Origin of the sequence: Erythrobacter aurantius, from assembly GCF_023823125.1 — a bacterium.
Classification (GTDB): Bacteria; Pseudomonadota; Alphaproteobacteria; order Sphingomonadales; family Sphingomonadaceae; genus Erythrobacter; species Erythrobacter aurantius.
The window spans coordinates 3,063,964-3,080,672 of record NZ_CP090949.1; the positions used below are offsets into that span (position 1 = coordinate 3,063,964).

Annotated in this window: 13 protein-coding genes; 4 read left to right on the top strand and 9 right to left on the bottom strand. The window is 54.6% G+C overall.

The window, feature by feature from the left end; translation table 11 throughout:
* Window positions 1-18: 18 nt before the first annotated feature.
* The 9 genes from L1K66_RS14630 to L1K66_RS14670 form a co-directional block, all read right to left on the bottom strand.
* Window positions 19-765, bottom strand: coding sequence for a hypothetical protein (locus tag L1K66_RS14630; protein ID WP_252258525.1), 747 nt, complete (start codon window positions 763-765; stop codon window positions 19-21).
* Window positions 762-1,583, bottom strand: a complete 822-nt coding sequence (locus tag L1K66_RS14635; RefSeq protein WP_252258526.1) for a hypothetical protein — start codon at window positions 1,581-1,583, stop codon at window positions 762-764. The genes L1K66_RS14630 and L1K66_RS14635 overlap by 4 nt, the downstream gene beginning before the upstream one ends.
* Window positions 1,584-1,803: 220 nt before the next feature.
* Entirely contained in the window at window positions 1,804-2,994 is a 1,191-nt protein-coding gene (locus tag L1K66_RS14640) for a hypothetical protein (protein WP_252258527.1), read from the bottom strand.
* A 507-nt stretch (window positions 2,995-3,501) separates the two neighbouring features.
* Window positions 3,502-4,992: a TM0106 family RecB-like putative nuclease gene (locus L1K66_RS14645; protein ID WP_252258529.1), complete on the bottom strand. Its 1,491-nt coding sequence runs from the start codon at window positions 4,990-4,992 to the stop codon at window positions 3,502-3,504.
* A complete protein-coding gene (locus tag L1K66_RS14650) occupies window positions 4,992-5,918 on the bottom strand; it encodes a 3'-5' exonuclease (RefSeq protein WP_252258530.1) in 927 nt (308 codons plus the stop codon). The genes L1K66_RS14645 and L1K66_RS14650 overlap by 1 nt, the downstream gene beginning before the upstream one ends.
* A gap of 168 nt (window positions 5,919-6,086) precedes the next feature.
* Complete coding sequence (locus L1K66_RS14655; protein ID WP_252258531.1) at window positions 6,087-7,964, bottom strand: DEAD/DEAH box helicase family protein; 1,878 nt, start codon at window positions 7,962-7,964, stop codon at window positions 6,087-6,089.
* On the bottom strand, window positions 7,961-8,233 hold the full coding sequence (locus L1K66_RS14660) for a helix-turn-helix domain-containing protein (protein WP_252258532.1): 273 nt from the start codon (window positions 8,231-8,233) through the stop codon (window positions 7,961-7,963). The genes L1K66_RS14655 and L1K66_RS14660 overlap by 4 nt, the downstream gene beginning before the upstream one ends.
* On the bottom strand, window positions 8,230-8,553 hold the full coding sequence (locus tag L1K66_RS14665) for a hypothetical protein (RefSeq protein ID WP_252258533.1): 324 nt from the start codon (window positions 8,551-8,553) through the stop codon (window positions 8,230-8,232). Before L1K66_RS14665 ends, L1K66_RS14660 begins: the two co-directional genes overlap by 4 nt.
* A gap of 10 nt (window positions 8,554-8,563) precedes the next feature.
* Window positions 8,564-8,842 (bottom strand): hypothetical protein, encoded by a 279-nt coding sequence (locus tag L1K66_RS14670; protein WP_252258534.1) that lies wholly within the window; start codon window positions 8,840-8,842, stop codon window positions 8,564-8,566.
* A gap of 96 nt (window positions 8,843-8,938) precedes the next feature.
* Here L1K66_RS14670 and L1K66_RS14675 point away from each other — a divergent pair, with 96 nt between their 5' ends.
* Genes L1K66_RS14675 through L1K66_RS14690 form a run of 4 tightly spaced genes read left to right on the top strand, consistent with a single transcriptional unit; the run spans window position 8,939 to window position 16,706 of the window.
* Window positions 8,939-10,537, top strand: a complete 1,599-nt coding sequence (locus tag L1K66_RS14675) for a sigma-54 interaction domain-containing protein (protein ID WP_252258535.1) — start codon at window positions 8,939-8,941, stop codon at window positions 10,535-10,537.
* 45 nt (window positions 10,538-10,582) lie between these two features.
* Window positions 10,583-14,095, top strand: a complete 3,513-nt coding sequence (locus tag L1K66_RS14680) for a DEAD/DEAH box helicase family protein (RefSeq protein WP_252258536.1) — start codon at window positions 10,583-10,585, stop codon at window positions 14,093-14,095.
* Complete coding sequence (locus L1K66_RS14685) at window positions 14,095-15,618, top strand: type I restriction-modification system subunit M (RefSeq protein WP_252258537.1); 1,524 nt, start codon at window positions 14,095-14,097, stop codon at window positions 15,616-15,618. Before L1K66_RS14680 ends, L1K66_RS14685 begins: the two co-directional genes overlap by 1 nt.
* Window positions 15,615-16,706: a restriction endonuclease subunit S gene (locus tag L1K66_RS14690; protein ID WP_252258538.1), complete on the top strand. Its 1,092-nt coding sequence runs from the start codon at window positions 15,615-15,617 to the stop codon at window positions 16,704-16,706. The genes L1K66_RS14685 and L1K66_RS14690 overlap by 4 nt, the downstream gene beginning before the upstream one ends.
* Window positions 16,707-16,709 lie beyond the last annotated feature (3 nt).

Below are 16,709 nucleotides of genomic sequence, written 5' to 3' on the forward strand. Positions count from 1 at the left end.
CAGCGCTTGAACATTCATTTAGAGATCAATCTGCCAGTAACTAATTGCGCGTTCAACGGCCTCGCGTGGATAGTGTGGGCCGGCCGATAAGAGATCCTTTCGGATGGATTCCCTGCGCCTGTCGGCATCTCTCTTAATCTTGGCCGTAATCGGCACGGTACCGAGAGGCATAGATGGTTTGTCTGGGGTCGGCCAAGTTTCTGGGTAATGCTCCCAATTTTGCCAAGCGGACACCTGCGCAACCGCGTCTGAGACTACCTCGTGATCGCAGGCCCAACCATAGAGATGAAGGGAACACACGCGAAGCATCGTCTTCACCTCTTCCATCACGTCAGTGAAGGCCTTCAATGGAGTGGGGAGCAGCACCATGTTGGCGACACATGAATAGAAACGGTGATCCTGCACAACTTCGTTACTCGTTTGGTACGCTGCGTCATCAACTCCCCAAATATGGCAGCATGACCAATTCGGTCTGTCTTGAGCACGCAGTCCAAGTGCCATGGTGAGAGCCTTGTTAGCGTAGATATTGCCTTCAAATTTATGGATGGAGACACCTGTCTGGCGGTTCTTATTCATTTGAGGCTCAGTCCAGTTTGCTTTGTAAAACAAAGCTCGCCGAGCATGCTCTGGATACCAGACTGGCAAATACTCAAAAGTTTTCGGATCAACCCATCGCGCTGTCCGCTCGATTAGCCCCATCACATCAGACAAGCTAAGTTCTCGTCGTAGTGCCTCGAGACCATCGGGTAGAGCTGTGTCGGTCATGATTTACGGGGGCGTTTCACATTACGTTGAGCGCCGGAAGCTCGCTTTAAAGTTCGCCAATCCAAATAAGTGAATGTCTCGTCTCTCCATTCAATTTCTTGGAATGCTTCAGTTCGCTCAACCTTGAAACCGCCAACGTAGGAGTCATCGCCCGATTTAAATCCGATAAACTTGCCAGGAGATTCTTGGTCTATCGAAACAATTTGAGGCGCGCCGCCACTCAGCGGGTCGACCTGTTCCTCCAACAAGTCACAGAATGCTTCAAAGAATACGCTTGCCTTGCCTCCCTGATATTGATCCTTTCTAGCCAAAATCTCATTCTTCAACTTCGCTCCACCGCTGCCCAAGGTCGCGATCAGTTTTGAGTGCCCACCACAAGTAAGATCCAATTCGCAGCACTGAATGCTGTCTGGTTCTGCCTTTCGGAATTTGATTTTCCATCCCTTGAACTCACAATCAGGTCCATCTCCATCTCGCGCGAATTGAAGAATCCAAAAATCGTCATGTTGGTCGGCGTGTGATAGGCTAAGCGAAGACCTTAAACAGCCAACGAAGATAGCATTCTTCTCTTCCGCAGACGTATCTTCGGTCCAGAGAATATCTAAGTTCGCCAGGTCACAAAGCTGGCCTATGATTTGAGAAGGAAAGAAGGCTTCACCGCAATAACCGAAGATATCACCATGCCGGGTAGCAAAGACTTTCCTGCCGCCATCCCAACGATTCTCGGCACTCCCCCAGGTTATGCGACTGTCGGTTACGATGTAGATCGCGCTTGGTTGGTCACCCTTCACCGACATCCAAGAGAGTAATGTAGTCATTGGTAGGCTTTCCGGATTCTATGTAACGCTCAACAAGTCACTAAGCATAGCCGTTTCGATACCGGATCTCTCGGCTCCGTGGCCACACTTACTACTGCTCATAGCCGGTTTCTTCAGGTATCCACGAGGTAACACATCACTGGGTGCTAGAAATAAACAGCTAAGTCGTCTTCGCATTATGCTGGGATCGCTATTGGGCGAACCACCGTTGCTGACTATCTCAGAATTCCCGTAATCTCGGTCCCGGCCTGAACCTCGGATCCGTCTCTAGGACTAGCACCTTCTTACCCTGTCCCTGGTGCCATCGGAGGTCATAGCGGCTCTCCTCTTCCCAGCCTTGCTGCCTCCTATCTGTCATGATGATGACTGCTTGGGTCCTCGGACCACAATCTAGAAGGTGACGGCGAAGAAGGCGCATAACTCGCCGAATTCCGAGGTCCGTATAAACGTATCTCAAGCCCGTCCTTCCAACGGCCAGAACTATTTCATGGCAGGCTTGCCCACCATCACCCGGAATAACATTTACTCTGCCAGAGCCCACGCTTGATAAAGGTCCCAACTGGCCTCCATTTGCTGTGAGCTCTTCTGCGAGTTGTTCGAAGCCGAAGTGCTCGAGAGCATCAAAAATTCGATGGAGCACCCTCTCGACTTCGCTTCGTACCTCTGGCGACATATCGCCAAGCACACCTTGGACATCTTCAAACCAACGTGCGGAAGCTAGATGATCGCCTTCTTCGCTAATGCACTCAAAGAGAGGAGCATAGCGCTCACCAAACGTCTTCTCATCTTTGCCTCGCACCCACGGAACAATGCCCTCGTTGCGAACGAAACTTCGCAACCCTCTTGCCACGCTTGAACGCTTATCGCCTAACTTCGCGAAGCTTTCAGTCACTATTTTGCTCTCAAGCTCAAGTTCCGGCCGGAAATTTGGGAAGTCATTCTCAAGTGCGAAGAGTCGTGCCTGCACGTCTCGATGACTGAAAATTATTCCTTCGAAGTGCTCCTCTTGCTGTTCTTCTTCCGGGTCAATCGTCCGTGCAATGACTTCCGGCCAATCGTCCAAAGCGAGCCGTTCACTATTCTCTTTGTTCTCCAATAAGGTGACCGCGCGGCCAAGCACGCGATCGAGCGGCCATTGCGCACGCTGTTCTTCGCACCAACTCGCCTGTTGGGGCCATTTTGCCTCGTAGGCATCAATCAATTCGAGCAAGCGCCCCCGAATATCCAAGACAAAGGATATGGCGTACTTTGTCGGGATAAACTCTGGAACTAAGCCAAGGCCCTCACCTTCTCCAATTGGAGAAGTTAGACCAAGAACCTGTTGGCCGGATTCGCCGAAGTCCTTGAACGCCTCAGCCCACCCCTCAAGCTGTTCATTAAGAACAGAAATTTGTGCTTCATATTTATGCATGCTTCGCAGTCATGGCTTTAAGTTCATCCTGGATTTGCTTCGGAGGGGTCCGCGACGGGTTCCCAAGTTCGAAGTCTTCGAAATCCCCCTTGGAGAGGCGTTGGCTGAGACGTCTTAGATGGCGAAGTCTCCGCTCATTCACATTGGGGTCCGATGCTTGGCAGGAACCGCCAGAATGACTGTGATCGTGGTAGCAGGTTGCAATCTTGCCGTCTGAAAGTTTCGGAGGCGCTGACTCCAAATCAGTGATTGTTTTGACCAGATCATCGTTCACATGGTGGCGGCTGCGTGGCTGGAACTGTGGGTTTACCTGAGTGGCAGCAAAAATGAGCCAACATGTGCGAGGCACGTTAATCGAATAACGCTCATATTCCTCTTTTGACGTTTCCCCCGACAGACTCAACGAGTCCCAAAAGGAACAGTCGCCATGCTTTCCTTTTGGATGCTTCAGCCAATGCGCGTGAAGGCTACTCGGGACCCAATAAGGATCTGTGGCTGGTCTAATCGTCATTTCACGATGAGCTCCTTAATACCATCTAGCAGTACTCGCGTCGCAATACAGTCATCCTCATTGTAATCGAGAATACGCTGCTTGATCTCATCGTCGCCGGTCGTAATCCAGCGATCAAACCATTCGATCGAGGCAGCTCCTGACGGATGGGTATCACGCCAATTGAAGCCAAGGTATTTGGCCAAGGTCTTGATGGAGTGGTCTCGGGTGGGCCACTCGGTCGACTTCCTCACAACGTCGAAATAGAGATCGACCGACTGGGCTGGATCGAAAAGCTCTTCAATCTCCTCCGCCGAACAGACTGACGGATACTTCTCTTGAAGCTGTCGCCAGATCGTCCGCTCGTACTTCGAATAGTAATAGATCGCGCATGGTTGCCGCTCTTGGATGAAATGCCATGCCTCACGAAACGCCCGCTCCTCTTCCGCCGAACTGATATCCTCAGTTATGAAGGCAAAGTAGCGTTCGCTCGCTTCATCCCCATCCCGTCGTTCAACGAAACCATGCAGGTAGCAGTGGTCACGCATCGGATCGACTTCGATATCGAAGAAGAGTTCAATCTCTGCAGTCGGGAATGCGACAGGCTTGGTCAGGTAAGGATCTCCTGACTCCGACGACACGAGCTCCGCACGGGCGCGAAACTTGCGCAGGGTGTCAGGCCCAATACCTGAAAAGACAGTCTTCTTGCCCCGCACGAATGCTTCGACGTCAGCTCCGGCGAGATGCTCGATGGTTTCAAACTCCTCGATCAGCACATCGCGCTTCGCTCGCCCAAGCTCTGGAAGCAAGGTCAAGTCTTTCGCGGTATCAAGCTCTTTCAAGCATGCCGAATGCCAGTGGCAAAGCTTGCACGGCGCGCCGTAGGCAGCCTTGGTTTGTTGTGATTGCGCGATAATCCCACGCGCCTCCGCGAGGGTGCGCTGGTAGAGCTCCCAAACGGTCCACGGGTTCCGTATTCCCTGCGGCTCATTCAGGTCATAGGTGATCTCGTCACCATGAACGTCCCACACAAACGGGCGCCTGGAGGCGGACAATCCTTTGCGCTCTAGGATATCGGTGTAGAGCGCGAGCTGCACACCATAGTGCTTCTTGAGCGAGGCCGAGTCCTCGGGGCCCTCTTCGCCGCCACCTGACTTGATATCGCCTGCGATGTATTTGTCGCCCTCCAGCCGCAGGAGATCAGGATCACCCAACAAGTCATCTGCGCAGATCCGACCAGCATAGATAAGCGGGACCTTTTGCTCCATGGCCTCTGCCGTCAGGCGCTCTCGCTGGACTCCGGGCTTTCCAGACAGATCCATAAGGGGCAGGCCGACGCAAGCCACCACTTCGGCCTCATAAGCATTACCCTTTTCCCAAAGGAGCTGTATGAACGGGTTGATTTCGTCGCGCTCTGCTGGGTCCCCAAAAAGGTCCATCGTTGGGCGATGCGGACATTGCACCAGGTCGTAGAGCATGGCCGCGGTTACTGGCGTGTCGTTAGCCATCAGCTCAGCTCCCAAATACGGTTAGAAAAGCGCATCGTTGCAGGCACAGGCGATGCCTTAATGGCTCGTTTGTCACCGTAGATTTCGTCCTGAAGCCAAGCCGACTCTCCAGGCAGATCGTCGGTGATGGTCCACCAGAATTTGCCGAACTGAGTGTCCTGCGCGCGCCACTGATAGCGGCGGCGCTTCAACTGCTCCTTTTTCTCAAAGTCAGCTCCTACTGCCCTGACCAGATGTTCCTGGCGTTGTGCATTCTTGCGCAGCACATTCATGACCAGCTGCCCAGATTTCGGAAGCGTACGCGTCAGAAGCGCGAGACAGGCTTCGCAATCAGCGAGAGCATCATGACCGTCATAGAACCAGCCGAACTGCATTCCGAGGTAGTCGAGTTTTCCGGCAGCGAAGCCCTCGGCTAGCCAATCGACATCTGCGAGTGTGCAAGCCCAGGGTTTGGCTTCAAAACACTTCCACAGCTTCTCAACCATCGGCCGATCGAATGCAGCATTATGGGCGATGATGAGATCTGCACCTTCCACGAGGCGAGTGACCTGGGTCTCATCGATCTGTTTGCCGGCGAGGTCATCGTTCTTGATCCCAGTAATCAAACTTGCTTCGGCCGACATAGGGACTGCCGGCTCCCTCAAACCCACAAAGGCCTTATCCTTATGGACTGTCAGGATCTTGCCTGTCGCGGCATCATAGGAAAACGGCAGCAGCCCAAGCTGGACGACATCATCGTCTTCCAGCGACAGACCCGTGGATTCGACATCAACAACCAAGCCGGTCTTGATGACGGCGCCTTCGAGCCGATGGATTTGATCGGGGATCGCCAGGCGCCGCAGCACCTTAAAATCCTCAACGTACTTTTCCGCCTCGTCCCTCAAGATCTCCGAGAGGGAGAAGCTGTGCAGATCATCCATGGTCATACCCAATTCTCCTCTCTCAGATCCGCCGATTGAACATGCTTCGGTTTGCGCCGGTAAGCAGTCTTCACATTGACACGCTTTGGTCGATACGGCCCTGTGCTCAGCAATGCGGCGAACGCGTTCCGGCGTTTCGAATGCTCTTGTGACTTCTTTGGCATGGCGTGCTCCTCAAGCCTCACCCCTCGCGTGCTCAGCGATCTTCAAGAACCGCGCGAGGCTTTCGTCAGGAAGCTGCCGATAAAGGCGAATGAGCGTGCTATCGCCTGACTTGAGCACGTCGCGGCGGACGGGGCCGGCCATAGTCTCACCGGCTGCGACCTCGGCTTCGTCCAGCTCCATGCCGCGGACAATGGCACCAGTTCGCAGTGCGTCATCCAGGCTGAGCGAGAAAGAGGTGCCGAAGGATGTACCGCATGCGTGGCAATTAGTCGCCGCGACCGGATTCAAGGCACCGCAATCACTGCATGCCTTAAACTTAGGTCCGCCATGGGTTGGAAACACATGGCCGCAACAATCACATTCAGCCGCCGTGATGTCGCATTCGCTGTGACAAGCTGGGCATTTCTTCGTTTTCGGCGTGCCTGGGTCTTTGCGCTTGCCTGGCGACATTTCCTGCTCGATGCGACGTGCGTAAGCCTCGAAGGTTTCGGTGCAAGGCATGACCACATAAGCGCGGGTATCGTCATCGTGACCTTGCGTGCGCACAACGCGTCCGATTGCCTGGCGGAAAGCCAACTCAGTGAGCGCATTTGGCAAGTGGACTAGAACCCGAAGGCGCTTGATATCGACGCCTTCCGAAATCATCGCCACCGAGACAATCCAGCGCTTATCGGTGTTGCGAAACGCTTTGATCCGCGCGTCCGGATTGTTCATCTGGCTGTGAACAATCATGGGCGCTTCGCCCTCGATCGCTTCGATGAGCTTGGCCATATACTCAGCCATCTCAATGTTGGGCGCGATCACCAGACCACCGGCATCGGGCATGCGCAGGCGAAGGTCGTCCAGCTTGCGGCTGCCCCACTCCAGCATGGTTGCCTGGTAGCCAGTCATCAAGGGCGTCACCCCATCTGCCTCGTACTGAGGGGTGCAAGCGAGGCGGTAAAAATCCAACGCGCTTTGCAGACCAGGGATACGCTTAAGCTCCTTGGTCAGCTCAGCGGGTTTATGGCTGGCGACTTCGACACTCTCACCTCCGTCCAGGTCGACCGTGAAATGCCCCTCATGCTTGTGAAAGGTGACAGGACGGCAGTATTCAAGGTCAACTGCCTCACCATATGTGAGCGTGTAAGTGCCGCCCTCAGGATGATCGATCGCCCCGGCATCATCGTATGCGAGCCAGATAGAGCGCTCGCCATCGGAACGGATCGGTGTGCCGGTCAATACCAGAACATGCTTTGCTTTAGCAAAGGCGCTGTCTGCGCTGCTTCCCCAAGCAGCCTCAACCGCAGCGTGATGGTGCTCGTCGCAGATGACAAGCGTGCGAGCAGAGTTGCAGATAGCTTGGAAGCCATCTTGCAGCCCCTGCACAGCTGCCCAAGTCGAGCAGACATCAATGCCAAGGGCATCGATATCACCGTCGGATCCCGTGACCTTGCTCATGAAGCGCCCGGTCACTCGCTGAAAATCAGCCGACCACTGGTTCACCACTTCAGCGCGCGGTGCGATGACCACAACCCGGTCGATCTCGCCGCGGGTGATCAGCTCCTGTGCGATAGTGCAGGCTGCAATGGTTTTGCCGGCACCAGGCGCGGCATTGATGATGAAGTGGCGGTCACCTTCGCTCGAGAGCAACCAGGTGAGAGCCTTGTTGAGGGCTTCGGCCTGCCAATGGCGGAGTTTCATAGTCATCGACTTATTGCCCTTCTTGAGATTGCAGGTCGGGCACAAAGCTTGCCCGTTCTTGGTGATGGTCTTGCCCCCCTTCGAGAAGGGGAAAATGTGGTCGGCGTGAAAGTCGCGACGCAGCTTGCAGCCGCAGGCATCGCACTGACCGCCAGAAATGAGCGCGAGGATTTTTCGCTGTCGTTTGCTGAAACATCGTCTCACTTACTCATCCAGTATTCGGTCAGCTGGATCTCACGCACCGGCAGGTTCTTGGGTGGTTCGAGGACCGCGTATTCATTCACGCGCTTCACGGCGGCAGCGAACGGGACAGGCCTCGATTCAATGGTCCATCCTTCTTTGCGCATCTCGCTGATGACATCGGTGAGGTTCGAAACACCGAAAAGGACAAGCGCTTCTAGGCGTGTAATCGGGTTCCCACCGTGAAGGTGCTCCTTCACGGCCATCGCTATTCCGTATCGTTGGTTCTTCATGCTGCTAGCTCCATCTCGATTGCTTGGTATGGCGGCTTGCGCCGATATGATGGCTCATCGCCACCGAAGAGGGAGCGGACGATGTCACTCTCCCCGTAAAACACTTGCCATCCGTCGCCGGAGGCCATGGCCTGGTCGACTGGCAACTCCTCGAAAGTCGCCGGCTGGTCGCGGAATGAACCGAGGGGCATGACGTCCCGGCCGTCGGCAACATCAACAAGATGCGCCGCCAGTTGCAGAGCTTCCTTTGAGGAGATCTCAGAGCCCAAAGACTCGCGGATCTCGTGATAGAGCTGCTTAATTCGGCTGGGACGGTTCATGCGCGTTCTCCTAGTGTACCGTCGCCGCGGTCGGCGCCGTGTCGGGTTGCTGTTCTTGGGTTGATTGGTCTTCGTCGGCGGCAAGCTTGCTCGCGCATCCGGACTTCACCCCATCCATCACCACGACCATCGCGAGCTCAGGATTGGGCGCAGCGTCCAGACCCAGGACCATTGCTTCCTGAGAGAGGGTGAAGCTGATTTCAGCGGCGTTGTAGTCGGCAGCCAGCAGTTGCTTTACAAAGCTGACAATGACGTCGCTGAGCGGTTCGGATGAAGTTTTTTGCGTCATGCCCCCAACTCTGCAGGGAGCGTGCCAAACTTGAGAAGAAGCCTGATCTCCAAAGGCGAATTTCTATAACTGATTGCTTTTACATGTTTAAAAGTCTTGTCGCTCAATGCAGCGCAAATAAGGCCGCAAATTTTCCAACAACCAAATCGTAAAATTTCTTGTGGTTTAGGAGAAAAATGTTACGCAGTCAGCATGCGCACTCTCTTGGCCTGGATCGGAAACGCAGACCTCAACTCCTCGCGGAACGACGAGGGGCTTGCAGGGCCAATCGGCGGGGCCCTTGCTGTTGGCGACTATGAGCAGGTCATCTTGCTTGCCAACTACAAGGACGAAGACGTCAAAGCCTATTCGGAATGGCTTGTCCGCAATGGCGTGCCTCAGCCAAAGATTGAGAAGGCAAAACTCTCGAGCCCGACGAATTTCCGCGAGATCTACCAGTTAGCAAAGCGCGTGCTGGACGACTTCGCCGCCCAATACGGCAGCACCGACCAATTAACGATCCATCTCAGCCCTGGTACGCCGGCCATGGCAGCAGTCTGGATCATCTTGGCAAGGACCAGGACCACAGCACGCCTGATCCAGTCATCGCCAGAAGAGGGCGTCAAAGAACCTGATATTCCGTTCGACATAGCCGCGGAGTTCATTCCCGATCTTTTCTCTGCGCATGACAAGCGCAGGCTGGAAGAGAGTGGAGAGAAGCCGCCTGAGGCTGCGAGTTTCTATGACATCAACTATCGAAGCGCGGAGATGGAGCGCAGAGTTCGCGATGCTAAGAAGGCGGCATTGCGGAACTTGCCGGTATTGATTGAAGGGGAGACGGGGACAGGTAAAGAGCTCTTCGCACGAGCGATTCATAATAGCAGTCCGCGACGCTCTGCGACCTTCCATGTGGTCAATTGCGGCGCCATCCCTTCAGAACTGGTCGAGTCCGAATTCTTCGGTCACACTAAGGGGGCATTCACTGGGGCGCTTAAGGAGCGCAAAGGCGCATTTGAAGCCGCAAATGGCGGAACGCTCTTTCTCGACGAAATCGGTGAGCTACCCCTTGCGGCGCAGGTCAAGCTCCTGCGAGCATTGCAAGAAGGCGAGATAACGCCTGTTGGCGGGGATAAATCGCGGAAGGTCGATGTGCGCATTATTGCAGCGACCAATCGCAATCTTATGTCGGAAGTTGTCGAAGGGAACTTCCGCGAAGACCTCTATTACAGACTGGCCATTGCGACACTGGACCTTCCGCCCCTCAGAGAGCGCGAGGGAGATATCTGGCTCTTGGCGGAGCGCCTGCTTGAACAAGTCAATCGATCAGCCAGGGAAGAGCCTGGATACAGGCAGAAGAAATTTTCTGCTTCCGCAAAAAAACTTGTCCTAGAGCATTCGTGGCCCGGGAATGTCCGAGAGCTTCTCAATACAATCAAACGGGCGACACTGTTCGCAGATGGCGATGAGATCAGCGGAGATGACATGCGTCGAGCAATTCGGAACGTGCCCAGCAGCGCCAGCCCTTCCGACATCGTTCTGAATCAGGAGCTTTATGAAGGGTTTAAGCTCGACGATAAGATCGACCAAGTGAGGCGCCATTACCTGGAGCGAGCGCTTGAGAAGGCTGGCGAGAATAAGGCCAAGGCTGCCAAGCTGCTCGGCCTTAAGAACGCGCAAAATGTGACGTATTGGCTCGAAAAGCTCAACATTGCATGACTTTGGCACGGCGTTTGCTTATTGGTCCGGCAAGGAATTCTTGACGTGAAATCTGCGAACTTCGAATTTTTGCGCCCAGACTGGAAGGAGCTGGCAGACCTCGGTGGTTTCGCTGAGGCCTATGCCTATGCTGATCCAGCGAGCGCGCTAGTGAAGCTCAGGCTTTTTGCGGAGAATCTCACCAAGGACCTCTATCGAGATCTGAAACTCCCACGGCCCGAGCAAGCCAACTTCATCGACCTACTGGAGGGCGAGCCATTTGCCAGCATCGTGCCCCGGAGCGTGGTTACTAAGCTTCATGCGCTGCGTATGTATGGAAACAAAGCCGCGCACGGCGCGCAGTCCAACACCAGAGATGCGGTCTGGCTTATCAGAGAAGCATTTGAACTCGGCAGCTGGGCTTACATTCAAGCGAACAAGGGTCAACCGGCCGATCTTCCGCAGTTCTCCGAGGTTCCTCAGACGCCTGGCGGCGAGACCAAAGGTCGGCTCAAACGCGAAAAGCGTGAGCTACTCGAAAGGCTGGCCAGCCAAGAAGCGCAGATGGAGAAACTTCTTCAGGAGCTGGAGGATGCCAGGAAGGCAACCGTTGCTGCCGAAGAGTTGAGCGCGCTCAAGAGTTCTTCTGCGGAATTCGAGGAGCCGGAAGAAGATTTGATGGCCTCCTATGCACCGGCAATGGAGCCACTGCAGCCGGCAGCCTTTAACAAATTTGAAGAAATGGCATGGGTCGCCGAGAAGAGTGCGAACCTCCTCGGGTTCGACGAGGCAACCACTCGCCAGCGCATCATCGACAGCCTGATCGCAGCGGCGGGCTGGGATGTCGCTAACGGCGATGCCAGTACGAGTGAAGTGGGCAAAGAGATCGAAGTCCCTTCTCAGCCCACTACAAGCGGCCTTGGATATGCCGACTATGTCCTGTGGGATGACGACGGCACTCCCCTTGCGGTTATCGAAGCGAAGAAAACTGCAGTTGATCCTGAGCTGGGGCGACAGCAGGCCAAACTCTACGCTGACGGGCTTGAGGAGGCGCATGGCCAACGGCCGATCATTTTTTACACCAATGGCTATGATATCTGGATGTGGGACGATGCTGGCGGGTACCCGCCGCGCAAGGTCTACGGATATTATTCGAAGGACAGCCTGCAATATCTGGTCAAGTTCCAACGCGAGAGTCGCAAGGCTCTCAACACCCTTGAGCCGCGCGAAGATGTCGTAAACCGCCTATACCAGATTGAGGCAATCAAGCGCGTCTCAGAACGTTTCACCAACAAGCATCGCAAGGCGCTTGTGGTCCAGGCGACTGGCACCGGCAAAACACGCGTTGCCATTGCCTTGACCGATCTTCTCATTCGCGCCGGGTGGGTCAAACGCGTCCTGTTCCTGTGCGATCGCCGTGAGCTCCGGAAACAGGCGAAGAATGCCTTTGGCGACTTTCTAGGTTCAGAACCCATCAAGATTGTAAGCGGGCGCGTCGATAGCTCGGCCAAAGAGCGCATCTTCTTGGCCACCTATCCTGCGATGAAGAAGGTATTCCAATCCTTCGACGTAGGTTTCTTCGACCTCATCATCGCTGATGAGTCTCATCGAAGCATCTACAATGTCTATGGTGACATCTTCACCTATTTCGACAGCCTCCAGATTGGCCTGACGGCAACGCCTGTCGATTTCGTGACGCGCAGCACCTTCGATCTCTTCCAGTGCGAAGGGCAGCTCCCGACTGCCAATTACGATCTTGAAGAAGCGGTCAACGAGGGATGGCTAACGCCATTCGAAGTCTTTGAGCATACCACGCAATTTATGCGCGAGGGAATTTCGCTCGACACCCTGACGGCAGAGCAAATCAAGGAGCTCGAAGAACAGGGAGAAGACCCTTCACAATATGATTTTGCCGCCGAGCAGATCGACAGCGTCATCTACAACAAGGATACGAACCGCGAGATCCTCCGTAACTTGATGGAAAACGGGCTCCGCGATGCGACCGGACAAACGCCGGGTAAGAGCATTATCTTTGCGCGCAATCACCAGCATGCAGTCCTACTCCGGCAGCTCTTTGACGAAATGTACCCGCAGTATGGTGGCCGGTTCTGTCAGGTCATCGACAACTATGATCCGCGCGCCGAGCAGCTGATCGATGACTTCAAGGGTAATGACGACGGCAAGAACGATGAGCTTACCATCGCGATCTCTGTCGATATGCTCGATACCGGCATCGACATCCCTGAAATCTTGAACCTGGTTTTCGCAAAGCCGGTCAAATCACCTGTGAAATTTTGGCAGATGATCGGCCGCGGCACGCGCCTGTGTGAAGACCTGTTTGGACCAGGCCAACACAAGACCGTATTCCGGATCTTTGACCACTGGGGCAATTTCGAACGGTTTGAGACCGGATACAAGCCGGCCGAACCCACTCAGTCGAAGTCGCTCATGCAGCTTGTCTTTGAGGAACGGATCAATCTCGCTGAGCTCGCGCTGCGCAAGAGTGAGCCCGCCATTTTCGAGACTGTCATTGAACTGATCGGTCAAGACATCAACGATCTGCCTGAGGAGTCGATCGCTGTTCGCGAGAAATGGCGCGAGAAGCGATCGCTAGCAGCTCCCGAGACACTCAACTCCTTCGCGCCAGCGACCGTGGCAGCCCTGCGCAATACGATTGCGCCGCTCATGCAATGGCGAAACATACGGGGTCATGGCGACGCGAGTGCCTTTGACCTGTTGATGACGCGTATGCAGAGCGCGCTTCTACGCAATGCAAGCAGCATCGGCGACCTGAAGATCGAAATGCTCGACCGGCTCGGCTCACTCCAGATGCACCTGAACCCGGTTAGGGAAAAGGCCGAGATCATCAAGACTGTCAAATCGGATGACTTCTGGGAAGATCTGACGGTCGAGAAGCTTGAAGCGGTCCGCGTGCCGCTGCGCGAGATCATGCGCTACCGCGAGCGTTCAACTGGTACGCCGGTGCCACCAAAGATCATTGATGTGACCGAAGAGACCACTGGCGTACAAACCGGACGCCGAAAGGTCGCTCTTAATGCCGTCAATATGAAGGCTTACCGTCAGGTCGTCGAAGGCGAACTTCGCAAGCACTTCGATGAGAACCCGACGCTGAAGAAGATCCGCCGCGGAGAGCCGGTCTCTGATGCTGATATCGAGAAACTCGTGTCGCTAGTGCTCGTCCAGTCGCCAGGAGCCAATCGCGAAATCCTCGAAGAATTCTTCGCTGCGACGGCAGCACCGCTCGATTTCACAATCCGGTCGATCATCGGTCTCGACCCGGAAGCGGTCGAAGGAAAATTCGCCGAGTTTGCGCGCAAGCATCCCAGCTTGAAGGCCAAGCAAACGAAGTTCCTAGGCCTTCTGAAGAACCATATCTCTCGGTATGGATCGATCACCCGCGAGAAGCTCTACGAAGCCCCCTTCACGGTCGTCGATGTCGACGGACCAGACGGGGTTTTTGAAAACTCCCAAGACATCGATGAACTCATGGAGATCATCGATCAGTTCGCACCGCCCGGCACCTCCGACGGTAGCGAGCAGGCAAGGACGCAAGCATAATGATTACTGGTGAACTCAAGCGCGAAATTGACGCCCTTTGGCAGGAGTTCTGGCAGGGTGGGATTACCAATCCCTTGACGGTGATCGAACAGATCACCTTCCTGATGTTTGCACGCCTGCTCGACATCAATGAGACGCGTGATGAAAATCGCATGCGCCGGACACAAAAACCCTTCAATCGGCGCTTTGATGACAATGAGCAGAGGCTGCGTTGGTCACAGTTTCGGCACCTTGGCGCTGACGAGATGCTGCCGCTCGTTCGCGATGAAGTCTTCCCACACTTCCGCAAGTCCTCCACGAGCGGCACGGCCTTCGCCGAGTTCATGAAAGACGCGCAGTTAATGATCCAGAAGCCGAGCCTTCTGGTGAAAGCGGTCAACATGATCGACAAACTGCCGCTGACCGAAGGGGACACGAAAGGTGACCTCTACGAGTATCTGCTGAGCAAGCTCACCACGGCGGGCATAAACGGGCAGTTCCGCACTCCACGCCATATCATTCGACTGATGGTCGAGATCCTCGATCCGAAGCCAACCGAGACGGTGTGCGACCCCTCTGCCGGTACGGGTGGCTTCCTCGTCGAGACCATGCAGTATCTTTTGAAGGAAAACACCTCCCCTGAAGGGATCATTGAGGAGACGGATCCAGAAACTGGAGCGGTCGAGAAGATCTACACCGGCGATCTTCTCGAAGATCATCGCAAGCATATCCGCGAAGAGATGTTTCACGGCTTCGATTTCGACGCCACCATGCTGCGCATCGCGGCCATGAATATGATGCTGCACGGCGTGGATGACCCTGACATTCACTATCAGGATACTCTCAGCGGCAGCTTCAGCGACCGATATCCAAAATCGGCGAGCAATGGGTTCGATGTAGTACTCGCCAATCCGCCGTTTAAGGGAAGCCTTGATTTTGAGGACGTCGATCCCGGCCTTCTCCGGAAGGTGAAGACCAAGAAGACCGAACTCCTTTTCCTCGTGCTCATTCTGCGCATGCTGAAGACCGGCGGCCGGTCAGCGACGATTGTGCCCGATGGCGTGCTCTTTGGCTCGTCGACCGCGCACGTCGCGCTACGCCGGCAGCTGCTCGATGAGAACCAGCTCGAAGCGGTGATCTCCCTGCCAAGTGGGGTCTTCAAGCCATACGCTGGTGTCTCAACTGGCATCCTGGTATTCACCAAGGGCGGCCGGACCGACAATGTCTTCTTCTATGATGTGGAGGCCGACGGCTTCTCGCTAGACGACAAGCGCGATCCTGTTGAAGCGAATGATCTGCCAGGCTGTCTTGAAGCTTGGAAGAACCGTGATCCGCTCAAAGATACAGATCGGACCCAGAAGGCATTCTTCGTGCCGGCGGAGGACATTCGCGAGGCGAATTATGACCTATCGCTTAGCCGATACAAGGAACTCATCTATGAGGAGGAAACGTATGACCCTCCTGCAGAAATCCTCAAACGCATGAAGGACCTCAACGACGAGATCAGCGAAGATCTCGTTGAACTTGAGAGGCTACTTGGATGACTGCGACAATCCCTTTGGGCGACCTTGTCGAAATTAAGGGCGGCGGAACGCCCAGCCGTGCTCAAAGTACTTTTTGGGATGGCCCTATCCCGTGGGCGACTGTGAAGGATTTCAAGACCACGACACTAGATCGCACAATCGAAACGATCACCGAAGCAGGTCTAAACAATTCGTCCGCGAACCTAATTCCTGCGGGCTCGATTATCGTGCCAACGCGCATGGCGGTGGGAAAAGCCGCCATCAACAACATTGATATCGCCATCAATCAGGATCTCAAAGCGCTCTTGCCGAATGCAGCAATAGACAGACGCTTCCTACTACATTTCCTCGTTTCAAAAAGTGAGTTCCTCAATTCCCGGGCCCAAGGCGCGACAGTCAAAGGGATCAAGTTGGATGTTCTAAGAGAGCTTCCGGTTCCTGATCTTCCAACCAGCGAACAGCAACGCATTGCTGCGATCCTCGACAAGGCAGACGCCATTCGCCGCAGGCGTGAGGAAGCTCTCAGCTTGGCGGATGCGTTTCTGCGGTCAGTATTCCTGGATATGTTTGGAGATCCTGTCACGAACCAGAGAGGTTATCGGCAAATTCCTTTGGGAGAGATCATAAAGGTTTCGAGTGGCAATGGCCTCACAGCAAGGATGATGGATCCAGAGGGAAAATACCCTGTTTACGGTGGCAACGGCATCAATGGCTGTCACGCCGAATATATGTTCGAGGAACCGCAGATAGTCATCGGTAGAGTGGGAGTTTATTGCGGCGCTGTTCACGTCAGCAAGCCAAAATCTTGGATTACAGATAATGCCCTGTACGTTAAGGAATTTAGGATTCCAATCAACCGAACCTACCTCGAATGGGCTCTACGATTTGCAGATCTTAATCAGTACGCCGGGCGAGCGGCTCAGCCGCTAATTTCTGGAAGCAGAATTTACCCTGTAGAGATTGTCGTCCCCGACGATAACGAACAAGCAAAGTTTGAGTGTGTCGTTCATCAGCATGAAGAGCTCGTAGCCTCTCTCCGATCCGCTTCGGCAAAAGCGAACGACTTGTTTGGCTCGCTTGCGCAGCGCGCGTTTCACGGCGAGCTGTAGGAA